The sequence below is a fragment of the Escherichia sp. E10V5 genome (assembly GCF_004212315.1).
Lineage (GTDB): Bacteria > Pseudomonadota > Gammaproteobacteria > Enterobacterales > Enterobacteriaceae > Escherichia.
This window is the reverse complement of sequence record NZ_RHJM01000006.1, coordinates 192,043-215,539: the sequence shown is the minus strand read 5'-3', so window position 1 is coordinate 215,539 and position 23,497 is coordinate 192,043. Positions and strand designations below refer to the sequence as shown.

Annotated in this window: 25 protein-coding genes, 1 pseudogene and 1 other annotated feature; of the genes and pseudogenes, 16 read left to right on the top strand and 10 right to left on the bottom strand. The window is 49.7% G+C overall.

Annotated features, from left to right (window positions below):
- Positions 1-144 precede the first annotated feature (144 nt).
- Positions 145-396 (top strand): YciN family protein, encoded by a 252-nt coding sequence (locus tag D9738_RS05740; protein ID WP_130208857.1) that lies wholly within the window; start codon positions 145-147, stop codon positions 394-396.
- 35 nt (positions 397-431) lie between these two features.
- On the opposite strand, the gene sohB is transcribed toward D9738_RS05740, so the two are convergent.
- The gene (gene sohB, locus D9738_RS05735) at positions 432-1,481 is read right to left on the bottom strand and encodes a protease SohB (protein ID WP_130259729.1); all 1,050 of its coding nucleotides are present in this window, start codon (positions 1,479-1,481) and stop codon (positions 432-434) included.
- A gap of 218 nt (positions 1,482-1,699) precedes the next feature.
- Here sohB and D9738_RS05730 point away from each other — a divergent pair, with 218 nt between their 5' ends.
- Positions 1,700-2,458 (top strand): YciK family oxidoreductase, encoded by a 759-nt coding sequence (locus D9738_RS05730; protein WP_130259728.1) that lies wholly within the window; start codon positions 1,700-1,702, stop codon positions 2,456-2,458.
- Entirely contained in the window at positions 2,455-3,045 is a 591-nt protein-coding gene (gene cobO, locus D9738_RS05725; RefSeq protein WP_130259727.1) for a cob(I)yrinic acid a,c-diamide adenosyltransferase, read from the top strand. Before D9738_RS05730 ends, cobO begins: the two co-directional genes overlap by 4 nt.
- Positions 3,046-3,096: 51 nt before the next feature.
- On the opposite strand, the gene D9738_RS05720 is transcribed toward cobO, so the two are convergent.
- From D9738_RS05720 to rnm, 6 genes are all read right to left on the bottom strand, one after another.
- On the bottom strand, positions 3,097-3,405 hold the full coding sequence (locus D9738_RS05720; protein ID WP_130259726.1) for a hypothetical protein: 309 nt from the start codon (positions 3,403-3,405) through the stop codon (positions 3,097-3,099).
- 10 nt (positions 3,406-3,415) lie between these two features.
- Positions 3,416-4,417, bottom strand: coding sequence for a hypothetical protein (locus tag D9738_RS05715; RefSeq protein ID WP_130259725.1), 1,002 nt, complete (start codon positions 4,415-4,417; stop codon positions 3,416-3,418).
- Between the two features lie 169 nt (positions 4,418-4,586).
- Positions 4,587-5,462, bottom strand: a complete 876-nt coding sequence (rluB, locus tag D9738_RS05710; RefSeq protein ID WP_130259724.1) for a 23S rRNA pseudouridine(2605) synthase RluB — start codon at positions 5,460-5,462, stop codon at positions 4,587-4,589.
- A gap of 191 nt (positions 5,463-5,653) precedes the next feature.
- Positions 5,654-7,531: a DUF2207 domain-containing protein gene (locus D9738_RS05705; protein WP_130259723.1), complete on the bottom strand. Its 1,878-nt coding sequence runs from the start codon at positions 7,529-7,531 to the stop codon at positions 5,654-5,656.
- A 27-nt stretch (positions 7,532-7,558) separates the two neighbouring features.
- Positions 7,559-8,179 carry an L-threonylcarbamoyladenylate synthase gene (locus D9738_RS05700; RefSeq protein ID WP_001516499.1) on the bottom strand — a complete coding sequence of 207 codons (621 nt, stop codon included), beginning with the start codon at positions 8,177-8,179 and terminating at the stop codon, positions 7,559-7,561.
- Positions 8,176-9,057, bottom strand: coding sequence for an RNase AM (gene rnm / locus D9738_RS05695; protein WP_001285663.1), 882 nt, complete (start codon positions 9,055-9,057; stop codon positions 8,176-8,178). The genes D9738_RS05700 and rnm overlap by 4 nt, the downstream gene beginning before the upstream one ends.
- A gap of 137 nt (positions 9,058-9,194) precedes the next feature.
- Here rnm and trpL point away from each other — a divergent pair, with 137 nt between their 5' ends.
- The 6 genes from trpL to trpA all read left to right on the top strand — a co-directional run bounded on the left by trpL (position 9,195) and on the right by trpA (position 15,861).
- Complete coding sequence (gene trpL, locus D9738_RS05690) at positions 9,195-9,239, top strand: trp operon leader peptide (RefSeq protein ID WP_001700591.1); 45 nt, start codon at positions 9,195-9,197, stop codon at positions 9,237-9,239.
- Positions 9,216-9,309, top strand: a sequence feature (Trp leader region). It overlaps the preceding gene by 24 nt.
- A gap of 21 nt (positions 9,310-9,330) precedes the next feature.
- Positions 9,331-10,893, top strand: a complete 1,563-nt coding sequence (gene trpE / locus D9738_RS05685; protein WP_130259722.1) for an anthranilate synthase component I — start codon at positions 9,331-9,333, stop codon at positions 10,891-10,893.
- Positions 10,893-12,488, top strand: a complete 1,596-nt coding sequence (gene trpD, locus D9738_RS05680; RefSeq protein WP_130259721.1) for a bifunctional anthranilate synthase glutamate amidotransferase component TrpG/anthranilate phosphoribosyltransferase TrpD — start codon at positions 10,893-10,895, stop codon at positions 12,486-12,488. The genes trpE and trpD overlap by 1 nt, the downstream gene beginning before the upstream one ends.
- On the top strand, positions 12,489-13,850 hold the full coding sequence (trpCF, locus tag D9738_RS05675) for a bifunctional indole-3-glycerol-phosphate synthase TrpC/phosphoribosylanthranilate isomerase TrpF (protein WP_171021408.1): 1,362 nt from the start codon (positions 12,489-12,491) through the stop codon (positions 13,848-13,850).
- Positions 13,851-13,861: 11 nt separating this feature from the next.
- On the top strand, positions 13,862-15,055 hold the full coding sequence (gene trpB, locus D9738_RS05670) for a tryptophan synthase subunit beta (RefSeq protein WP_130258918.1): 1,194 nt from the start codon (positions 13,862-13,864) through the stop codon (positions 15,053-15,055).
- Positions 15,055-15,861, top strand: a complete 807-nt coding sequence (gene trpA, locus D9738_RS05665; protein WP_130259720.1) for a tryptophan synthase subunit alpha — start codon at positions 15,055-15,057, stop codon at positions 15,859-15,861. Before trpB ends, trpA begins: the two co-directional genes overlap by 1 nt.
- A 50-nt stretch (positions 15,862-15,911) precedes the next feature.
- Here trpA and ompW read toward each other — a convergent pair whose 3' ends face one another.
- The gene (gene ompW, locus D9738_RS05660) at positions 15,912-16,565 is read right to left on the bottom strand and encodes an outer membrane protein OmpW (protein ID WP_130259719.1); all 654 of its coding nucleotides are present in this window, start codon (positions 16,563-16,565) and stop codon (positions 15,912-15,914) included.
- A 201-nt stretch (positions 16,566-16,766) separates the two neighbouring features.
- Here ompW and D9738_RS25030 point away from each other — a divergent pair.
- The 4 genes and pseudogenes from D9738_RS25030 to yciA form a co-directional block, all read left to right on the top strand.
- A pseudogene (locus D9738_RS25030) lies at positions 16,767-16,981 on the top strand (YkgJ family cysteine cluster protein); the annotation flags it as partial.
- Positions 16,982-17,008: 27 nt separating this feature from the next.
- On the top strand, positions 17,009-17,752 hold the full coding sequence (locus tag D9738_RS05655; RefSeq protein ID WP_130208877.1) for a YciC family protein: 744 nt from the start codon (positions 17,009-17,011) through the stop codon (positions 17,750-17,752).
- Between the two features lie 29 nt (positions 17,753-17,781).
- Entirely contained in the window at positions 17,782-18,321 is a 540-nt protein-coding gene (locus D9738_RS05650) for a septation protein A (protein ID WP_000808667.1), read from the top strand.
- A gap of 104 nt (positions 18,322-18,425) precedes the next feature.
- Positions 18,426-18,824 (top strand): acyl-CoA thioester hydrolase YciA, encoded by a 399-nt coding sequence (gene yciA, locus D9738_RS05645; RefSeq protein WP_130208879.1) that lies wholly within the window; start codon positions 18,426-18,428, stop codon positions 18,822-18,824.
- Positions 18,825-18,864: 40 nt separating this feature from the next.
- Here the strand turns inward: yciA and tonB are convergent, their stop codons facing one another.
- Positions 18,865-19,584 (bottom strand): TonB system transport protein TonB, encoded by a 720-nt coding sequence (gene tonB, locus D9738_RS05640; protein ID WP_064528843.1) that lies wholly within the window; start codon positions 19,582-19,584, stop codon positions 18,865-18,867.
- A gap of 223 nt (positions 19,585-19,807) precedes the next feature.
- Here tonB and D9738_RS05635 point away from each other — a divergent pair, with 223 nt between their 5' ends.
- Together D9738_RS05635 and kch are read left to right on the top strand one after the other, a co-directional pair.
- Positions 19,808-20,104 carry a YciI family protein gene (locus D9738_RS05635; RefSeq protein WP_000967596.1) on the top strand — a complete coding sequence of 99 codons (297 nt, stop codon included), beginning with the start codon at positions 19,808-19,810 and terminating at the stop codon, positions 20,102-20,104.
- 302 nt (positions 20,105-20,406) lie between these two features.
- On the top strand, positions 20,407-21,660 hold the full coding sequence (gene kch / locus D9738_RS05630) for a voltage-gated potassium channel protein (RefSeq protein WP_130259718.1): 1,254 nt from the start codon (positions 20,407-20,409) through the stop codon (positions 21,658-21,660).
- A 54-nt stretch (positions 21,661-21,714) separates the two neighbouring features.
- Here kch and D9738_RS05625 read toward each other — a convergent pair whose 3' ends face one another.
- On the bottom strand, positions 21,715-21,888 hold the full coding sequence (locus D9738_RS05625; protein WP_122983112.1) for a YciY family protein: 174 nt from the start codon (positions 21,886-21,888) through the stop codon (positions 21,715-21,717).
- A gap of 142 nt (positions 21,889-22,030) precedes the next feature.
- Here D9738_RS05625 and cls point away from each other — a divergent pair, with 142 nt between their 5' ends.
- The gene (gene cls, locus D9738_RS05620) at positions 22,031-23,491 is read left to right on the top strand and encodes a cardiolipin synthase (RefSeq protein WP_130208884.1); all 1,461 of its coding nucleotides are present in this window, start codon (positions 22,031-22,033) and stop codon (positions 23,489-23,491) included.
- Positions 23,492-23,497 lie beyond the last annotated feature (6 nt).

Sequence of the window (23,497 nt, the reverse complement as noted above, 5' to 3'; positions counted from 1 at the left end):
ACTGTACCTGATAAAATCCGTTACGCAACTTTATTAGCATGCAAAATCCAAAGTTGCCAGTAAGGCGCTCTTGCCGTCAGCGTGGTATATTTGTCTGCAAGCCATGCCTGGCGTAGACTAATGTCCTTGTTTAAGGAGTAAATAATGAACAAAGAGACACAACCCATCGACCGCGAAACGCTGTTGAAAGAGGCTAACAAAATCATACGTGAGCATGAGGATACGCTCGCAGGGATTGAAGCCACCGGCGTCACGCAGCGTAATGGCGTGCTGGTGTTTAGCGGCGATTATTTTTTAGATGAACAAGGATTGCCGACAGCGAAAAGCACCGCGGTGTTTAATATGTTCAAACACCTGGCCCATGTGCTCTCGGAAAAATACCATCTGGTCGATTAAAGCAAAACGCGAGGTTTTACCCTCGCGTTCATCTTTTACATCAACGGCTTTTGCCCGCGTTGCCACCAGCGTAGCAACAATCGGTCGGCGCTCTCTGCCGCGCTGCCAGTGAATCGATCGATCAACCGTTTACGCTGCATATAGCGTACATTGACCACTTCACGACCTTCCATCAGGCTAAGGATCACTTCATCACTGGTGTTGATTTCGTCAACCAGGCCTTTCTCCACCGCCTGTTGTCCGTACCAGTGTTCACCGGTTGCCACCATTTCAATGTCCAGAGACGGACGCATACGCTTCACAAAATCTTTAAATAACTGATGCGTTTCGTTCAGTTCTTCGCGGAATTTCTCGCGCCCTTCTTCGGTGTTTTCACCCAGCACTGTCAGCGTGCGCTTATACTGCCCGGCAGTGTGCAGTTCGATATCAATATCTTTGCTTTTCAGGAAGCGGTTAAAGTTGGGCATTTGCGCCACAACACCAATAGAGCCAACGATTGCAAACGGCGCTGAAACAATTTTATCCGCCACACAGGCCATCATGTAACCGCCGCTGGCAGCCACTTTGTCTACCGTAACGGTTAAAGGAATATTTTTATCACGCAGGCGCTGCAACTGTGAAGCCGCCAGACCGTAACCATGTACCATGCCTCCGGGGCTTTCCAGACGCAGAACGACCTGATCCTGCGGTTTAAATGCCGCGAGTACCGCAGTAACCTCTTCACGTAGCGCGTTCACTTCATGGGCGTCCATGCTGCCCTTGAAATCCAGCACCCAGACTCGTGGCTTGCTTTCGGCTGCCACCTCGCCCAGTTTGGCTTTTGCTTTCGCTGCCTTCGCTTCTTGCTTGTGCTTTTTCTTCTGCGCTTTGTGCCACTGTTTTTGCTGATGTGGATCCATCAGCGCCGCAGCCAGTTCTTCTTTCATCTCCTTATACTGTTCGCTGAGATTGTTGACTCGTAACTCGCCACGCTGGCGTTTATTACGTTGAGCAACATTGACAATAATGGCGGCAATAGCCGCAATCGCCACCACAACGGTGACGATTTTCGCCAAAAACAAACCATATTCAGACAACAATTCCACGAGTCCCACCTTGGTTAAACAACGCTTTGGCTCACAGTTTACAACAGGCATGTTAAGCCGTCTCGCAGAGATGTTATTGCGGCGAAAGTATGACAAAGTATTCATTTTACGGCGTTATCGCCCCAGGCTGATTGAAATGCCCTCCTGTTTCAGGCATAAAACCCCAAAGTCATAAAGTACACTGGCAGCGCGACTGTTGATGTCGTCGGGGAGTAGCCATGCATTACCAACCAAAACAAGATTTACTCAATGATCGTATTATCCTGGTGACAGGCGCCAGCGACGGCATTGGTCGTGAAGCCGCTTTAACTTATGCGCGCTATGGCGCGACGGTCATTCTGCTGAGCCGGAACGAAGAAAAATTACGTCAGGTGGCCCAGAGCATGTTCGAAGAGACAGGACGCCAGCCGCAATGGTTTCTTCTCGATTTGCTGACCTGTACGTCCGAAGACTGCCAACAACTGGCACAGCGTATTGCTGTTAATTACCCGCGTCTGGACGGCGTGCTGCATAACGCCGGATTGCTCGGCGATGTTTGCCCAATGCGCGAGCAAAATCCGCAGGTCTGGCAGGACGTCATGCAGGTCAACGTTAATGCCACCTTTATGCTCACCCAGGCACTGCTTCCTTTATTACTCAAATCGGACGCCGGTTCGCTGGTCTTTACCTCATCAAGCGTTGGGCGTCAGGGGCGTGCCAACTGGGGCGCATATGCGGTGTCGAAATTTGCCACCGAAGGAATGATGCAAGTGCTGGCCGATGAATATCAGCAGCGCCTGCGCGTCAACTGCATTAACCCCGGCGGTACACGTACTGCAATGCGTGCCAGTGCTTTCCCCACCGAAGATCCACAGAAACTCAAAACACCCGCCGATATCATGCCACTCTATTTATGGCTGATGGGCGATGACAGCCGCCGTAAAACCGGCATGACCTTTGACGCCCAACCGGGCCGCAAACCAGGAATTTCCCAATGAGTGATGAACGCTACCAACAGCGTCAGCAGCGTGTTAAAGAGAAAGTTGATGCTCGCGTGGCGCAAGCGCAGGATGAGCGTGGCATTGTCATCGTCTTTACCGGCAATGGAAAAGGCAAAACCACCGCGGCATTTGGTACCGCAACTCGCGCGGTTGGCCATGGCAAAAAAGTGGGGGTCGTGCAGTTTATTAAAGGTACCTGGCCTAACGGCGAGCGCAATTTGCTGGAGCCACATGGCGTTGAGTTTCAGGTGATGGCAACGGGCTTTACCTGGGATACGCAAAATCGCGAGTCTGATACCGCCGCCTGCCGTGAAGTCTGGCAACATGCAAAGCGGATGCTGGCAGATCCCTCAGTGGATATGGTTTTGCTCGATGAGCTGACTTATATGGTGGCGTATGACTATTTGCCACTTGAAGAAGTGGTGCAGGCGTTAAATGAACGTCCAGATCAGCAGACGGTGATTATCACGGGTCGTGGTTGTCATCGGGATATTCTTGAACTGGCGGATACGGTAAGTGAGTTACGCCCCGTGAAACATGCGTTTGATGCTGGCGTAAAAGCGCAGATAGGGATCGATTACTAAGTGAAAGCACCTCAAAAGAAACCTCTTGAGGTGCTTTAATCATAATTATATTCAAGCGGCAATAGCAAAATTCAGAATGCGTGTAATCTCATTAAAATGTCTCTGATATGTTCCATGATTCTCAGCGTCAACATCTTCAATAAATAATATCAATTCAGTAATTAACGCATTAGCATTGTCATAATTTATCTCGGCTAACTCTGGCGAAGTTTCAGTACCATAGTTAATCGTCAGGTTGTTCATAACTGTGAGGATATGGATAAAATATTTATGACAAACATTGCATGTGGTTTTATTGCCCAGGGTATTATACAGCATATCAAGTAATGCCAGTATCCTACGATTTTGCACATCGTTCATAAAAAGCCTCCTATAACATTATTCCGCTGGCAATAAGTAATTTTGCCAGCCCCTCAGACGCCTTTAACCCACTAATGACCTGTGCGCGTAATATCTCATTTAACCTTTTTTGTTCAGCTGCCGTGCGTGTTTTATTAACGTATAAGCTTTTCAGATAATCACCCTTATCTATAAAGGCATTTAAAGCCTCAATCGCAGGCATGGCAGGTGCCGATGCCTGTAGTCTGGTTTCATTCACATTGATTACTGAACTTAGAAACTCTTTCCTGTTTTTCAGCGTGTTAAACTCTGTATTCTTAGAGTTTTTAGATGCCGTATTATAATAGAACATATTATCATGCACATTCGCAAAGGTATAATTTTCAATCTTGTTGCTTTTTGTATAAATATCATTACGCAAAACTGTCATGTTCTTTATAAGTCTTACCCAGTTTTCATCTACCGTTTTACCTATTTTCCCAGAATTGACTTTTATTATATATAACTCATTGAAATAATTTACTAAATATTTAACCGCCGCTGCAGACTGAGCTAAATCTTTGCTATATGAAACACCAAGTAGCGTTTGTGCGTTGTTTGCGTGATCCAGAGCCTGTTTAAGTAATGCCACTTGCTGACTTTCCGTTGTTGCCATATCCTCAGTCAGAAGTTCTACATAAGCGCTCATGCTATTAATGACTTCCATTGAAGCCAGTAATTTTTCTTTCTCGAAAGGGACTAATTGTACTTGTTTTGTATTTGGCCCTGGACGCTGGCATAATTTCCCTCCATTACCATCACCGCCTATATCTATGGCATAATCAGGTCGCAGGGCACAATCCGGATTAGTTGCATAGAAATTAACAAGGAAGTTTTCACGAGAAGCATAATATTGTTTAAAGAAACTTGCATTCGCTGCCACCGCTTTGTTACCCACAGTAATAACAGTTTCAGCTTGTTCGTTTTTCAATGCTTCAGTTGCACAACCTGAAAGCATTAACAGCGATAGAAATATTCCACTATATCTAATCATAACCCACCTCTTGACGTTGAGTTTATCTCAGATAATTAAATAGTAATGTGGCTATTTCCGGGCATTATTCATAAGCAAGTATGAAATTAAATTAAAATACTGCGACTATTTATCATGCTTCAAATGAAGAAAAGGCCCCGCAGGGCCTTTATTTTATACTCATCTTAAATTAACCGTTATTATTACGTCCGCCAGAACGACGACCGCCGCTCACCTGGCTATGACGTTTCACCGCACGTCGAATTTGATTTGCCTTCATGCGACGACGATCTTTTTCTACAGCGACTTTAGAGCTGGTTTCTGGCGGTAGATCCACCAGTTCGCGCAGATAGTTAGTCTGGGCGAGATCCAGCTCCGTCCAGCCGCCACGTGGCAGACCTTTCGGCAGTGGAATATCACCGTAACGCACACGGATCAGGCGACTTACCTGCACGCCAACCGCTTCCCACAGACGACGAACTTCACGGTTACGGCCTTCGGTCAGAGTAACGTTGTACCACTGGTTGATCCCTTCACCGCCGCTGAACTTGATGGTTTTAAAGGCTGCCGGACCATCTTCCAGCTGCACACCACGGCTTAAATCACGCAGTTTCGCGTCGTCAACCTGACCAAATACACGCACGGCATATTCACGTTCAACTTCACGGCTTGGATGCATTAAACGGTTTGCCAGTTCACCATCGGTGGTGAACAGCAACAGACCACAGGTGTTAACGTCCAGACGACCCACGGCAATCCAGCGTGCGCCACGCAGCTTCGGCAGACGGTCAAACACCGTTGGGCGCCCTTCCGGATCGTTACGGGTACACAACTCACCTTCTGGTTTGTAATAGGCCAGAACGCGACAAATTTGTTCAGCGGACTCACGTACCGAAATCAGGTGACCATCGATACGGATTTTCAGCCCAGGGGTAACTTCAACGCGATCGCCGAGTTTGGCAATTTTGCCATCAACACTCACACGACCGGCTTCAATAATAGATTCGATTTCACGGCGAGAACCGTGGCCGGCACGCGCCAGCACTTTCTGTAACTTTTCGCTCATTGAGCTTCCTTTTGGTGTCGCCTTCCCAGGCGTCTGGTATGCTTTTGTGCAACAATGAGTCAGAACTTACATCTGACTCACTGATAGTAAAGTCTGTTTGAACTCTTCAGGCCGTAGCTGGCCTGCCTTTGAGGCGGAACATCATACACGATCTTTATGGTTAAAGCTTGTTTCGATTAACATCGGCTTTATTACCAACCACCACCAGCGCCAGAACCACCACCGGAATAGCTCCGCCCCAACAAACTGGTATAGGCCCCGCAACTCAGGTGCGTCTGTAATGAGAATAAAACGCCGTTACGGGCAATCTCTGGAGCGCGAATCGCCGAAGAAAGCGAAGGGGCAATGCGTAACGCCCATTCCCTCCCCAAATTTGCCGATATAGCCCAACCTAACAACGCGTAATCCAGCTTCCGTGTTTCCCCTTTCCGCCGCCGCCCACTGTGCGTTGCCGCCTCTTTACGCGCAAGATAGTTAACGATAGCTTCACCGTGGGCATAACGTTGCTGCCCAGTTTGGGTAAACTTTGGCAGAAAAATATACCCCATGCCAGTGAGATAAGCGGTCAGGAAAACAGCGCTAAAATAACCCGCCGGCATGTACCAGTAAAAGAATACATCTCCGACATTGATATAGAGAGAATAGAAGGCCACGCCTGAACAAATCAGTGGTAAAAACAAAGTGATGATTACACGATTAACGCAAGGCTTGTCATCATCGCGGGCAAACAAAAGCTCAAGGGAACAAAATAAAAAAGGAAGAAGCCAGCAGACCATAATAAACATATCGCCCACCAGACTCATTCCTGCCCAACCTACCGGACTCAGGTTACCGTAGAGAATGACCGCCAATATCGCCATTCCGCCCCATTGCAAAAACGCATCAGGTCGGTAAAACGAAGACTTTTTACGCGGCAGATAAAATTTCTGCATCCGTAAAAATGCTCTGCGTAAGACTCTGTTGCGCCTCCCCGTAAGAACGACCTTATCGCCTTTACGAAATAGCGCTTCCAGTAATAACTGTTCGGTGGGCAGTAATACCGCATTATTTCTGGTCGCGCCTTCATTAACACGAATCAGGGTTTGCTGATTTTTGTCATACTGATCTTCCAGATGAATTTTTCCTTTCACAATCAGATTTACGATATCGGCACAAAAACCTTTATCGTCGTAAACCAGTTTCGCATCGAGACGTAACATGCCGGGCGTATAATCTGGCGGAATGACATCGGTTTCAATCACATCTACCGGCGTAAATTGCGGCCTGCGCTTCCAGAGATATAACCATCCACACGCCAGGAGCAAACACGGTAACCAAATGATAAGAGACGATGTTGAGGGCCAAAAAAGATGGCTAAAGATATTCGCCGTGTGTTGTGCCGGGGCATTATCCAGCAAGGCATGAGGCCAGCGGTAGAGAACCGTGAAATCTTCACGATAAAACGGATCGCGAGATTCAATTTTTCCGTCCTCAAGGATGCGCCCATTTCGATATGTGTCGCCCTCTTCTCCAGTAAAGAGATCGATTTCGCTAAATGGATTACCCGCAATATTAGAGAACTGGAGAGAAAATCGGGTCTTATAAATTTCAAACGGCCAGTTGTTACCGGTCACGTTCCAGATTAGCAGGTCAGAGTCACCATCGCGTAGAAAAGCATTTTTAACCTGATAATGAATTTGATAATGATAGTCGCCTTGAGGCAAGAAACGTTGTTTATCGCCCACGACAATACTCATTAACCCGATATGCCAGTCAAGATGCCAGAGTTCAGGAACGCCATCACGGGTGACGCTAATAATGCGATAGTTCAGCAGCGCCGCGTCACCATTAGGCTGCATCCATAGTCGGGGTAAATCACGATAAAACCCGTGCTTAATCTGCTGATTTCGCGCCTGAAAATGAATGTTCTCTTTGATGTCGAGCACCCCATCCGGTTGCAGAGTGGCTTCAACATCAAAGAGCGAGATCCCTTCTTCATATGAAGGGATCTCCGTGTTTTTCGCATAACTCAACGAAGAGAAAAAAAGCCCAACTATCAACAGCAAAATGCAGCGATATATCCCTGCCATAATCTTCCATCCGTGGAACGCAATTTTTTATAAGAAAGGCTTCACATCACCCACGCCTTCACGCACCACGACCGGCGTATCATCGGTAAGATCAATGACCGTTGTCGGTTTCTGCCCGAGATAGCCGCCGTGGATAATCAAATCCACCTGTTTTTCCAGACGGTCTTTAATTTCTTCCGGATCGGATTCGGTAAATTCGCTGCCCGGTAGCATCAGCGATGTGGAAAGCATCGGTTCGCCCAATACTTCAAGCAACGCCTGCGCAATCGGGTTAGAAGGCACACGCATCCCAATGGTTTTGCGTTTTTCCTGCAACAGACGGCGTGGCACTTCCTTCGTCCCCTTCAGGATGAAGGTATAGTTGCCCGGCGTGTTGTTTTTCATTAAACGAAACGCAACGTTATCCACGAATGAATAGGTCGAAAGTTCAGAAAGATCGCGACACATCAGGGTAAAGTTGTGACCGTCCGGCAGCTGGCGAATACGACAAATACGCTCCATCGCGTTTTTATCTTCAATTTTACAGCCGAGTGCGTAGCCGGAATCGGTTGGATAAACAATCACCCCGCCTTTACGCACGATCTCCACCGCCTGGTTGATCAGACGTTGCTGCGGGTTATCAGGATGAATATAAAAAAACTGGCTCATAATTCCCTCTCTGTGGTGTTCTGCGGCTGTTCCCATAGCTGCCAGACGCCTTCAACGCCAGCGGGCAGCCAGAGTTTACGACCCAGTTCGATCCACGGGCATGGCTGATGAAAATCAGATCCTTGTGATGCCCATAAATGATGCTGGCGGGCAAGTGTCGCCAGCTGGGTACGTTCATTGGGCGATTGCTGGCACTGCGCGACTTCCATCGCGTCGCCGTGGTGTTCGGCAAAATGCGCAACCAATCTTTTCAGCCATTTAGCACTAAGATTGTACCGCCCAGGATGAGCAAGCACCGCCTTACCGCCAGAATGATGAATGACATCAATAGCTTGTTCTATTGTACACCACTGTGGCGGAACGTATCCGGTTTTCCCGCGCGCCAGATACTTTTTAAAGACATCCGCCATTGAACTGGCTTTGCCGCACTCCACCAGGAAACGAGCAAAATGACCGCGCGTCACCGCACCGCCCTGCGCCAGTCGTTGCGCGCCTTCCAGCGCCCCCGGTATTTGCGCTTTTTCAAGTCTTTCGGCAATTAGCTGCGCCCGCTGATTGCGCCGTTCTGTCTGCTGCGCGAGGAACTCACACATTAGCGGATGAGTAATATCAATATTCAGCCCGACAATATGAATTTCATGATTTTCCCAGACCGTGGAAATTTCCACGCCGGGAATAAGATTCAGCGCCAGTCCCGAACGTGAAATTTCCTCTCTTGCTGGCGCGATTGCAGCTGTGGTGTCATGGTCGGTGATCGCCAGAGTGCCGACGCGCATCTCGACCGCACGGTGCACCAACGCCTCTGGCGTCAGGCAGCCATCGGAAGCTGTGGTATGGCTGTGCAGGTCGTAAATCACTGCGTAATTCGTGTCGCTCAAGGCGCACTCCCGTTTTGGATAATGTTTTTGGCGCCGACATCATAACGGTTCTGGCAAATATTCTGAAATGAGCTGTTGACAATTAACCATCGAACTAGTTAACTAGTACGCAAGTTCACGTAAAAAGGGTATCGACAATGAAAGCGATTTTCGTACTGAAAGGTTGGTGGCGCACTTCCTGAAACGGGCAGTGTATTCACCATGCGTAAAGCAATCAGATACCCAGCCCGCCTTATAAGCGGGCTTTTTTTTGAACAAAATTAGAGAATAACAATGCAAACACAAAAACCGACTCTCGAATTGTTAACCTGCGAAGGCGCTTATCGCGATAATCCCACCGCGCTTTTTCACCAGTTGTGTGGGGATCGTCCAGCAACGCTGCTGCTGGAATCCGCAGATATCGACAGCAAAGATGATTTAAAAAGCCTGCTGCTGGTAGACAGTGCGCTGCGCATTACAGCTTTAGGTGACACTGTCACAATTCAGGCGCTTTCCGGCAATGGCGAAGCCCTGCTGACACTACTGGATAACGCCCTGCCTGCGGGTGTGGAAAATGAACAATCACCAAACTGCCGTGTGCTGCGCTTCCCCCCTGTCAGTCCACTGCTGGATGAAGACGCCCGCTTATGCTCCCTTTCGGTTTTTGACGCTTTCCGCTTATTACAGAATCTGTTGAATGTACCGAAGGAAGAACGAGAAGCAATGTTCTTCGGCGGGCTGTTCTCTTATGACCTTGTGGCGGGATTTGAAGATTTACCGCAATTGTCAGCGGAAAATAACTGCCCTGATTTCTGTTTTTATCTCGCTGAAACGCTGATGGTGATTGACCATCAGAAAAAAAGCACCCGCATTCAGGCAAGCCTGTTTGCTCCCAATGAAGAAGAAAAACAGCGTCTCACTACGCGCCTGCACGAGTTGCGCCAGCGACTGACCGAAGACGCGCCGCCGCTGCCGGTGGTTTCCGTGCCGCATATGCGTTGTGAATGTAACCAGAGCGATGAAGAGTTCGGTGGCGTAGTGCGTTTGTTGCAAAAAGCGATTCGCGCCGGAGAAATTTTCCAGGTGGTGCCATCTCGCCGTTTCTCTCTGCCCTGCCCGTCACCGCTGGCGGCCTATTACGTGCTGAAAAAGAGTAATCCCAGCCCGTACATGTTTTTTATGCAGGATAATGATTTCACCCTGTTTGGCGCGTCGCCGGAAAGCTCGCTCAAGTATGACGCCACCAACCGCCAGATTGAGATCTACCCAATTGCCGGAACACGTCCACGCGGTCGTCGTGCCGATGGTTCACTGGACAGAGACCTCGACAGCCGCATCGAACTGGAAATGCGTACCGATCATAAAGAGCTTTCTGAACATCTGATGCTGGTGGATCTCGCCCGTAATGATCTGGCACGCATTTGTACCCCCGGCAGCCGCTACGTCGCCGATCTCACCAAAGTTGACCGTTACTCTTACGTGATGCACCTGGTCTCCCGCGTGGTCGGTGAGCTGCGCCACGATCTCGACGCCCTGCACGCTTATCGCGCCTGTATGAATATGGGGACGTTAAGCGGTGCGCCGAAAGTACGCGCTATGCAGTTAATTGCCGAAGCGGAAGGTCGTCGACGCGGCAGCTACGGCGGCGCAGTAGGTTATTTCACCGCGCATGGCGATCTCGACACCTGCATTGTGATCCGCTCGGCGCTGGTAGAGAACGGAGTCGCCACCGTGCAGGCCGGTGCTGGCGTGGTACTTGATTCTGTTCCGCAGTCGGAAGCCGACGAAACCCGTAATAAAGCCCGCGCTGTACTGCGCGCTATTGCCACCGCGCATCATGCACAGGAGACATTCTGATGGCTGACATTCTGCTGCTCGATAATATCGACTCTTTTACTTACAACCTGGCAGATCAGTTGCGCAGCAATGGTCATAACGTGGTGATTTACCGCAACCATATTCCAGCGCAGACCTTAATTGAACGCCTGGCGACGATGAGCAATCCGGTACTGATGCTTTCTCCTGGCCCCGGTGTGCCAAGCGAAGCCGGTTGTATGCCGGAACTCCTCACCCGCCTGCGCGGTAAGCTGCCAATCATTGGCATTTGCCTCGGACATCAGGCGATTGTCGAAGCTTACGGGGGCTATGTCGGTCAGGCGGGCGAAATTCTTCACGGTAAAGCGTCGAGCATTGAACATGACGGTCAGGCGATGTTTGCCGGATTAACAAACCCGCTGCCGGTGGCGCGTTATCACTCGCTGGTTGGCAGTAACATTCCGGCAGGTTTAACCATCAACGCCCATTTTAATGGCATGGTGATGGCGGTGCGTCACGATGCGGATCGCGTTTGTGGGTTCCAGTTCCATCCGGAATCCATTCTTACCACTCAGGGCGCTCGCCTGCTGGAACAAACGCTGGCCTGGGCGCAGCAGAAACTAGAGCCAACCAACACGCTGCAACCGATTCTGGAAAAACTGTATCAGGCACAGACGCTTAGCCAACAAGAAAGCCACCAGCTTTTTTCAGCGGTGGTGCGTGGCGAGCTGAAGCCAGAACAGCTCGCGGCGGCGCTGGTGAGCATGAAAATTCGCGGCGAGCACCCGAACGAAATCGCCGGAGCAGCAACTGCGCTACTGGAAAACGCCGCGCCGTTCCCGCGCCCTGATTATCTGTTTGCCGATATCGTCGGCACCGGCGGTGACGGCAGCAACAGTATCAATATTTCGACCGCCAGTGCGTTTGTCGCCGCGACCTGTGGGCTGAAAGTGGCGAAACACGGTAACCGCAGCGTCTTCAGTAAATCTGGCTCGTCGGATCTGCTGGCGGCGTTCGGTATTAATCTTGATATGAATGCCGATAAATCGCGCCAGGCGCTGGATGAATTAGGCGTCTGTTTCCTCTTTGCGCCGAAATATCACACCGGATTTCGCCACGCGATGCCGGTTCGCCAGCAACTGAAAACTCGCACCCTGTTCAACGTGCTGGGGCCATTGATTAACCCAGCGCATCCTCCGCTGGCGTTAATTGGTGTCTACAGCCCGGAACTGGTGCTGCCAATTGCCGAAACCTTGCGCGTGCTGGGGTATCAACGTGCAGCGGTGGTGCACAGCGGTGGAATGGATGAAGTGTCCTTACACGCTCCGACCATTGTTGCCGAGCTGCACGATGGTGAAATTAAAAGCTATCAACTGACCGCTGAAGATTTTGGCCTGACGCCCTACCACCAGGAGCAACTGGCTGGCGGAACACCGGAAGAAAACCGTGACATTTTAACACGCTTGTTACAAGGTAAAGGCGACGCCGCCCATGAAGCAGCCGTCGCGGCGAATGTCGCCATGTTAATGCGCCTGCATGGCCATGAAGATCTGCAAGCCAATGCGCAAACCGTTCTTGAGGTACTGCGCAGTGGTTCCGCTTACGACAGAGTCACCGCACTGGCGGCACGAGGGTAAATGATGCAAACCGTTTTAGCGAAAATCGTCGCAGACAAGGCGATTTGGGTAGAAGCCCGCAAACAGCAGCAACCGCTGGCCAGTTTTCAGAATGAGGTTCAGCCGAGCACGCGACATTTTTATGATGCGCTACAGGGTGCACGCACGGCGTTTATTCTGGAGTGCAAGAAAGCGTCGCCGTCGAAAGGCGTGATCCGTGATGATTTCGATCCGGCACGCATTGCCTCGATTTATAAGCATTACGCTTCGGCAATTTCGGTGCTGACTGATGAGAAATATTTTCAGGGGAGCTTTGATTTCCTCCCCATCGTCAGCCAAATCGCCCCGCAGCCTATTTTATGTAAAGACTTTATTATCGACCCTTACCAGATCTATCTGGCGCGCTATTACCAGGCCGATGCCTGCTTATTAATGCTGTCGGTTCTGGACGATGAACAATATCGCCAGCTTGCTGCTGTCGCCCACAGTCTGGAGATGGGTGTGCTGACCGAAGTCAGTAATGAAGAGGAACTGGAGCGCGCCATTGCATTGGGGGCAAAGGTCGTTGGCATCAACAACCGCGATCTGCGTGATTTGTCGATTGATCTCAACCGTACCCGCGAGCTTGCGCCGAAACTGGGGCACAACGTGACGGTAATCAGCGAATCCGGCATCAATACCTACGCTCAGGTGCGCGAGTTAAGCCACTTCGCTAACGGTTTTCTGATTGGTTCGGCGTTGATGGCCCATGACGATTTGAACGCCGCCGTGCGCCGGGTGTTGCTGGGTGAGAATAAAGTATGTGGCCTGACGCGTGGGCAAGATGCTAAAGCAGCTTATGACGCGGGCGCGATTTACGGTGGGTTGATTTTTGTTGCGACATCACCGCGTTGCGTCAGCGTTGAACAGGCGCAGGAAGTGATGGCTGCTGCACCGTTGCAGTATGTTGGCGTGTTCCGCAATCACGATATTGCCGATGTGGTGGACAAAACTAAGGTGTTATCGCTGGCAGCAGTGCAACTGCATGGTAATGAAGATCAGCAATATATCGACGCACTGCGTGACGTGCTGCCCGCTAACGTTGCCATCTGGAAAGCATTGAGCGTCGGTGAAACTCTTCCCGCGCGCGATTTTCAGCACGTCGATAAATATGTTTTCGACAACGGCCAGGGTGGAAGCGGGCAACGTTTCAACTGGTCACTGTTAAATGGTCAATCGCTTGGCAACGTCCTGCTGGCGGGTGGCTTAGGCGCAGATAACTGCGTGGAAGCGGCACAAACCGGCTGCGCCGGGCTTGATTTTAATTCTGCTGTAGAGTCGCAACCGGGCATTAAAGACGCACGCCTTTTGGCCTCGGTTTTCCAGACGCTGCGCGCATATTAAGGAAAGGAACAATGACAACATTACTTAACCCGTATTTTGGTGAGTTTGGCGGCATGTACGTGCCACAAATCCTGATGCCTGCTCTGCGCCAGCTGGAAGAAGCTTTTGTCAGCGCGCAAAAAGATCCTGAATTTCAGGCCCAGTTCAACGACCTGCTGAAAAACTATGCCGGGCGCCCAACCGCGCTGACCAAATGCCAGAACATTACAGCCGGGACGAACACCACGCTGTATCTGAAGCGCGAAGATTTATTGCACGGCGGCGCACATAAAACCAACCAGGTTCTGGGCCAGGCTTTGCTGGCGAAGCGGATGGGTAAAACCGAAATCATCGCCGAAACCGGAGCCGGTCAGCATGGTGTGGCGTCGGCCCTTGCCAGCGCCCTGCTCGGCCTGAAATGCCGTATTTATATGGGTGCCAAAGACGTTGAACGCCAGTCGCCTAACGTTTTTCGTATGCGCTTAATGGGTGCGGAAGTGATCCCGGTGCATAGCGGTTCCGCGACGCTGAAAGATGCCTGTAACGAGGCGCTGCGCGACTGGTCCGGTAGTTACGAAACCGCGCACTATATGCTGGGTACCGCAGCTGGCCCGCATCCTTATCCGACCATTGTGCGTGAGTTTCAGCGGATGATTGGCGAAGAAACGAAAGCACAGATTCTGGAAAGAGAAGGTCGCCTGCCGGATGCTGTTATCGCCTGTGTTGGCGGCGGTTCGAATGCCATCGGCATGTTTGCTGATTTCATCAACGAAACCAATGTCGGCCTGATTGGCGTGGAGCCAGGCGGTCACGGCATCGAAACCGGCGAACATGGCGCACCGTTGAAACATGGTCGCGTAGGCATCTATTTCGGCATGAAAGCACCGATGATGCAGACCGAAGACGGGCAAATTGAAGAATCTTACTCCATCTCTGCCGGACTGGATTTCCCGTCCGTTGGCCCACAACATGCGTATCTCAACAGCATCGGTCGCGCTGATTACGTGTCGATTACCGATGATGAAGCGCTGGAAGCCTTTAAAACGCTGTGCCTGCACGAAGGGATTATCCCGGCGCTGGAGTCCTCCCACGCCCTGGCCCATGCGCTGAAAATGATGCGCGAAAACCCAGAAAAAGAGCAGCTACTAGTGGTTAACCTTTCCGGTCGCGGCGATAAAGACATCTTCACCGTTCACGATATTTTGAAAGCACGAGGGGAAATCTGATGGAACGCTACGAATCTCTGTTTGCCCAGTTGAAGGAGCGCAAAGAAGGCGCATTTGTTCCTTTCGTCACCCTCGGTGATCCGGGCATTGAGCAGTCGCTGAAAATTATCGATACGTTGATCGAAGCAGGTGCTGATGCTTTGGAGCTAGGCATCCCCTTCTCCGACCCGCTGGCAGATGGCCCGACCATTCAAAACGCCACACTGCGTGCTTTTGCGGCAGGTGTGACCCCGGCACAATGTTTTGAGATGCTGGCACTGATTCGTCAAAAACATCCGACCATTCCTGTTGGCCTGCTAATGTACGCCAACCTGGTGTTTAACAAAGGCATTGATGAGTTTTACGCTCAATGTGAAAAAGTCGGCGTCGATTCGGTGCTGGTTGCCGACGTGCCAGTGGAAGAGTCTGCGCCCTTCCGCCAGGCCGCGTTGCGTCATAATGTCGCGCCGATCTTTATCTGCCCGCCGAATGCCGACGATGATTTGCTGCGCCAGATAGCCTCTTACGGTCGTGGTTACACCTATTTGCTGTCGCGTGCGGGCGTAACCGGAGCGGAAAACCGCGCGGCATTACCACTCAATCATCTGGTCACGAAGCTGAAAGAATACAATGCCGCGCCTCCATTGCAGGGCTTTGGCATTTCAGCACCGGAACAGGTAAAAGCAGCGATTGATGCAGGGGCCGCAGGCGCGATTTCTGGTTCGGCAATTGTAAAAATCATCGAGCAACATATTAATGAGCCAGAAAAAATGCTGGAAGCACTGAAAGCTTTTGTACAACCGATGAAAGCAGCTACACGAAGTTAATTTGAGACAAACCGCCAGAAAACATCTGGCGGTTTATTGATGGTAAAAAATTAGAAGCGGTAACCCGCAGAGAACATAAATACCCACGGGTCGAGGCGTACGTTGTCAGAATAGCGTCCTGCAGGCAGCACTGCGCCATTGGATTTATATTTCACCTCAGTGTCGATATCCATGTACCAGACCGACATATTAAGCAACCAGTCACGGTTGATGAGATAATCCACACCTACTTGTCCCGCCACGCCCCATGAATCCTTCAGACTAAGGTCGGATAAACCAAGACCTTCACCGGTGTCATTGAAGTCATTATTAAAAAAGGTGGTGTAGTTAATACCCGCACCAATGTAAGGACGGAATTTACTGCCGGAATCGCCAAAATACCATTGTGCCATCAGTGTTGGCGGTAAATGGTGGACTGTCGCAATATCCCCGGTTGTGGCTGTGCCAACCTTATGACGAAACGGAGATGCCGCCAGCAATTCCACACCAATGTTATCAGTCGCCATATAGGTGAAGGTCAGGCCCAGTTGGGTGTTATTGGTCACGCTAAAGCCACCCAGGCTTCCCAGAGTTCCATCCGCGCCTTCCGTTGGACGTACCGTTGCCGAACCTGCACGAATAAAGAACTCGCCTGCTTCGTGAGCATAGACGCTACCAGAGAGAAGTGTACTGACTGCCAATGCCGCCACTGTTAATTTTTTCATGTTCGCTCCGTCGTTATGGTTATAAAAACGTGACGAATATACCTACATTGGAGTAACAAATGATCCTACATAGATCACATTGCATTCGCTAAATGACCATTTATTGATCTGGATTAATTTAGAAGTTGTATCGCAAATCCTGGTTAACATGATTCAAATCAATTTGAATGCTTTCCATCTCCGAAAGTATTCTTTTGCTACCTTATTGGCCTTTTAAGCAGGCGGTAAGTTGCGGTATTTATGCAAACAGCCCTTCTGCTTGTCAGGAATTTGTCGTGTCTGGAGAAAGCAATGGATCCTGTGATCGCACCCACGCACGCTGTGGATTACCTGCGCTTTACAAAGATATGCTTTTCCATACAAGTCGTGATGCTGCCACTGAAGGGATAACCAGGGTACAATTGCCCGCTAATTAACACCTGCATAAAACTCAAGGAGAGTGCATGTCTATCACGGCGCAGTCCGTATACCGTGACACCGGAAATTTCTTCCGTAATCAATTTATGACCATTCTGTTGGTATCGTTGCTTTGTGCATTTATCACAGTGGTGTTAGGACATGTTTTCTCACCCAGTGACGCACAGCTTGCGCAGCTCAATGACGGCGCGCCCGTTAGTGGCGGCGGTGGGTTGTTCGATCTGGTGCAAAATATGTCCCCGGAACAGCAACAAATTTTGCTGCGTGCTTCCGCTGCGTCCACTTTTTCAGGATTAATCGGTAACGCCATACTCGCCGGAGGCGTAATATTAATCATCCAACTGGTGTCTGCGGGTCAGAGAGTCAGTGCGCTACGCGCTATTGGTGCCAGTGCGCCGATATTGCCAAAGTTATTTATTCTGATTTTTCTGACTACCCTTTTAGTACAGATTGGCATCATGCTGGTGGTCGTTCCGGGGATTTTAATGGCCATTTTACTGGCACTGGCGCCGGTGATGTTGGTGCAGGATAAAATGGGCGTTTTCGCCTCTATGCGCAGCAGTATGCGGCTGACATGGGCGAATATGCGTCTGGTGGCACCTGCAGTACTAAGCTGGTTACTGGCAAAAACACTGTTGCTGCTGTTTGCCTCTTCGTTTGCCGCATTAACCCCGGAAATTGGTGCCGTACTGGCGAATACTTTAAGCAACCTGATTTCAGCCGTATTGCTTATCTATCTGTTCCGCCTGTACATGTTGATTCGCCAATAACCTGAAGTATTTGATTACGGAATCGTAAAATGAAGCAGTTTCTTGATTTTTTACCGCTGGTTGTCTTCTTCGCGTTCTACAAAATTTATGACATCTATGCGGCAACTGCGGCGCTCATCGTCGCCACGGCAATTGTGCTTATTTATAGCTGGGTTCGCTTCCGGAAAGTTGAGAAGATGGCCCTGATCACCTTTGTTCTGGTGGTCGTTTTCGGTGGTCTGACGCTGTTCTTCCACAATGATGAGTTTATTAAATGGAAGGTCACCGTCATCTACGCTCTGTTTGCCGGTGCTTTGTTGGTTAGCCAATGGGTAATGAAAAAACCGCTGATTCAGCGGATGCTGGGTAAAGAACTCACTCTACCGCAGCCAGTATGGTCGAAGCTGAACCTGGCTTGGGCAGTCTTCTTTATTCTTTGTGGTCTGGCGAATATCTACATCGCATTCTGGCTACCGCAAAATATTTGGGTCAACTTCAAAGTGTTCGGTCTGACCGCCCTCACCTTAATCTTCACACTGTTAAGCGGTATTTATATCTACCGCCATATGCCGCAGGAAGATAAATCATAATCTGTCTGCCGGCCCTTCGGGGCCGGCGCTGCATATCCTCTGTTCTCATTTGGAAAATCATAGTAGCATCGCGCCTGTGATTTTCCTTTTATGTCGGTTTTACCATGTCTACAACACCTAACGTCCCTCAGGGCGATCTTGTTTTACGTACTTTAGCCATGCCTGCCGATACCAATGCCAATGGCGATATCTTTGGTGGTTGGTTGATGTCGCAGATGGATATTGGCGGTGCCATTCTGGCAAAAGAAATTGCCCACGGTCGCGTCGTGACCGTGCGGGTTGAAGGAATGACTTTCTTACGGCCAGTTGCGGTTGGTGATGTGGTGTGCTGCTATGCGCGCTGTCTCCAAAAAGGGACGACATCAGTCAGCATTAATATTGAAGTATGGGTGAAAAAAGTGGCGTCTGAACCGATTGGGCAGCGCTATAAAGCGACGGAAGCGTTATTTAAGTATGTTGCCGTCGACCCTGAAGGAAAGCCTCGTGCCTTACCTGTAGAGTAATAGTCAAAAGCCTCCAAGTTGGAGGCTTTTGATTTTCTGTTTATTGAATTTCGGTGGTGCCGTTAATTTTAAACAGGATATTCACCACAATCCCACTTCCAGGTTTGCCCGGCTCATAACGCCATCTGCGCATCGCGTTTTTCACTTCGCGCTCAAACATGTTCGCCGGTTTGGCTGAAAGAATTTGTACGTTATCCACGCGACCATCCGGTGTGACGTCAAATTTAACTTTAACCTGCCCTTCAATGCGTAGTGCCTGCGCGCGCGCCGGATACTGCGGCTGATTACGGCTTAATGCCCGTGGACCAGACGCGACACTTGTGACCGGTTTGCTGGTTGCAGCCGTTGCCGTACTTGATGTTGGGCGAGCAGGTGCCGTATTTTCAAACGGTGACGCCGGACGTGACTCTACCGGTTTGACATCGCGTTTCGGCTGCTCCTGTACCTTTTTCACCGGCTTCGGTTTTGGCTTAGGTTTCGGCTTCGGCTTTTCAATGACTACCGGTGCTTCTTTTGGCGGTTCTGGTATCGGCTCAGGCTCCGGTTCTGGCTCCACCACTGGTTCCGGCGGCGGTTGAACGGCTTGTGGCGGCTCAAGTTCGGCCGGGGCAACCATGGTGACAGAAATCGGCTGCGCGGGCGCAGGTAGTTCAATAACCTGATGTACCGAGGTATAGAGTAGACCCGCCACAACAGCACCATGAATGCAGACCGAAAGTAACGTCGGCCAGGGGAAGCGGCGAGGTAAATCAAGGGTCATTGAAGTCATAATCGTTTCAGTAAAAAAACCAGGCCTCGATTTTAAATGCAAATAGCAATCATATTCAATAAGGCAAGGCGATCAGGATCAGTGAAAACGCAATTTTTGGCGCTATTAACCTTACTTTTAGTGACGCCTTAACAAAGACATCATCTTTCCGTTGCAGATCTTCGCCCTTTCAAATAACGTACTTTATAACTTTTCCGAACAAGGAGTTGTGCCCGTGTTGTATGTTATTTACGCTCAAGACAAAGCCGATAGCCTCGAAAAGCGCCTTTCCGTTCGTCCGGCACATTTAGCACGTTTGCAGTTACTGCATGATGAAGGGCGTCTGCTGACCGCCGGTCCAATGCCAGCGGTAGACAGTAACGATCCAGGCGCCGCAGGATTTACTGGCTCAACCGTTATTGCTGAATTTGAATCGCTGGAAGCAGCCCAGGCCTGGGCAGATGCCGATCCATACGTGGCTGCGGGAGTCTATGAGCAAGTTTCCGTGAAACCCTTTAAGAAAGTGTTCTGAATATCAACATCCAGGGGCGCGGTGACAGAAACCGTGCTCTTGTTTTTACTTTATATTTACCGATACCCCCAATCCACCACCACAAACAGATAATAACTTTATCTGTATCTCCCTATATACCCTCGGCATCTCCGTCTAAAAATGACAAAATTTCTCTGCCTGATTCGGTTTTGATCAATCAAAACCTTTGATTGCTGCGGATAAAGTCATCTACTATGGTTTAACACATTCACGTGCCGCATGTTTTTCACATTCTGTACGCGTGAAGATAATTAAACAAAATTGTGGTTACAGAGGTATCAGTGAGTCACTGGGCTACATTCAAGCAAACAGCGGTAAATTTATGGGTGACCCTGCGGCACGATGTTATCGCGCTGGCGGTCCTTTCAAATGGATTGCTTATTTTCAAAACAATTTATGGCATGTCGGTCAATCTGCTCGATATTTTCCATATCCAGGCGTTTTCAGAACTTGACCTCTCCTTGCTGGCCAATGCGCCACTGTTTATGCTCGGCGTCTTTCTTGTTTTGAACTCGATCGGCTTGCTATTTCGGGCAAAGCTGGCATGGGCTATCAGTATCATTTTATTGCTGATAACGCTGATTTACACCCTGCACTTTTATCCCTGGCTGAAATTCAGCATTGGTTTTTGCATCTTTACCTTGATAATTTTGTTGGTGCTGCGTAAAGACTTCTCTCACAGTAGTGCTGCGGCCGGGACAATTTTTGCTTTTATTAGTTTTACGACGTTACTGTTTTACTCTACCTACGGCGCACTTTATTTAAGCGAAGGTTTTAATCCGCGAATAGAGAGTCTAATGACCGCGTTCTATTTTTCGATAGAAACTATGTCAACCGTGGGCTACGGCGATATCGTCCCGGTTTCTGAATCAGCGCGCCTGTTTACTATTTCGGTCATTATTTCCGGTATTACCGTTTTTGCCACCTCCATGACCTCGATTTTCGGCCCGCTTATCCGCGGAGGATTCAATAAACTTGTGAAAGGAAACAATCATACAATGCATCGTAAAGATCACTTTATTGTTTGCGGGCATTCCATTCTGGCAATCAACACGATTCTGCAACTGAATCAACGCGGACAAAACGTCACGGTTATCAGCAACCTGCCAGAGGATGACATAAAACAGCTTGAACAAAGACTCGGTGACAATGCCGATGTTATCCCCGGTGACAGCAATGACAGTTCAGTACTAAAAAAAGCGGGAATTGATCACTGTCGAGCTATTCTGGCGTTAAGTGATAATGACGCCGATAATGCTTTTGTCGTTCTGTCGGCGAAAGATATGAGCAAAGATGTTAAAACCGTGCTTGCCGTCAGTGATAGCAAAAACCTGAATAAGATTAAGATGGTGCATCCGGATATTATTCTTTCACCGCAGCTATTTGGTAGCGAGATACTGGCGCGTATTCTCAATGGGGAAGAAATTAATAATGATATGCTCGTCTCGATGTTGCTGAATTCCGGGCATGGCATTTTCAGCGATAACAATGACGACGAAACCAAAACTGACAACAATGAATCTGCGCAAAAATAGATTTTAACGGCGGGAAGATAATCTTAATGGGCACCGCGTTGGTGCCCAGAACATTTAGATATTGTAGATCGCAAACAATAACGAGTTTCGCTGTTTGTTTAGAAGGCACTTCCTGATGCTGTGGATACGCATATTTCGGCGTGACTGCCCCTCAAGCCAACGCGATTTCCGTCGGCTAGCCTGACGCTGCATGCGCCAGCGCCCCACTTCCGTTCTACTCCGCTTCATGTTAACTACTCTATGCAATAACAGAGCGGTCATTATACCCCCGGTCCCGACGCTGACCAGTGCTTTTAACGCGTTTTTATTTGCCAGATGAATCCATATGCGTAAACTCATAACAATGCGCTTTCAAAAGGATTTCTAATCTATGACAACCGTTTATACGTTGGTGAGTTGGTTGGCCATTCTGGGATACTGGTTGCTCATTGCAGGCGTAACTTTACGCATTCTAATGAAACGACGCGCAGTTCCCTCCGCCATGGCCTGGCTGTTGATCATTTACATTCTGCCGTTGGTCGGAATTATTGCTTATCTGGCTGTTGGCGAACTCCACTTAGGCAAACGCCGCGCCGAACGCGCCAGAGCGATGTGGCCTTCCACGGCGAAATGGCTTAACGATCTTAAAGCCTGTAAGCATATTTTTGCGGAAGAAAATAGCAGCGTCGCTGGACCGTTATTCAAGCTCTGCGAGCGTCGTCAGGGGATCGCCGGGGTCAAGGGTAATCAGCTGCAACTGATGACCGAGTCTGATGATGTGATGCAGGCGTTAATCCGCGACATTCAACTCGCTCGCCATAACATTGAGATGGTGTTTTATATCTGGCAACCAGGCGGTATGGCAGACCAGGTGGCAGAATCTTTGATGGCCGCCGCACGACGCGGTATTCATTGCCGATTAATGCTCGACTCTGCGGGGAGTGTTGCTTTTTTCCGTAGCCCGTGGCCAGAGTTAATGCGAAATGCCGGTATCGAAGTGGTCGAGTCCTTAAAGGTTAACCTGATGCGCGTATTCTTACGCCGCATGGACCTGCGCCAGCACCGCAAGATGATCATGATCGATAACTACATTGCCTACACCGGCAGCATGAATATGGTCGATCCGCGCTTCTTCAAACAGGATGCGGGCGTAGGACAATGGATTGATCTGATGGCTCGCATGGAAGGCCCTATCGCCACCGCGATGGGAATTATCTACTCTTGCGACTGGGAGATTGAGACGGGAAAACGTATTTTACCACCACCGCCTGATGTCAATATTATGCCGTTCGAGCAGGCCAGCGGTCATACGATTCATACCATCGCTTCCGGCCCGGGATTCCCGGAAGACCTGATTCATCAGGCTTTGCTGACTGCAGCTTATTCAGCTCGTGAATATTTAATCATGACGACGCCCTACTTCGTCCCCAGCGATGACTTACTTCACGCAATCTGCACGGCGGCGCAACGCGGGGTTGATGTCAGTATTATTTTGCCGAGGAAAAATGACTCAATGCTGGTAGGCTGGGCCAGTCGCGCATTCTTTACAGAACTACTTGCTGCTGGGGTTAAGATTTATCAGTTTGAAGGTGGGTTACTGCATACCAAGAGCGTGCTGGTCGATGGCGAATTAAGTCTGGTTGGCACCGTTAACCTCGACATGCGTAGTCTGTGGCTGAATTTTGAAATCACGCTGGCTATTGACGATAAAGGTTTTGGTGCCGATCTGGCTGCAGTTCAGGACGACTATATTTCTCGTTCGCGTCTGCTCGATGCGCGGCTGTGGTTAAAACGTCCACTCTGGCAACGTGTCGCCGAGCGACTGTTTTACTTCTTCAGCCCGTTGCTGTAAAACGTC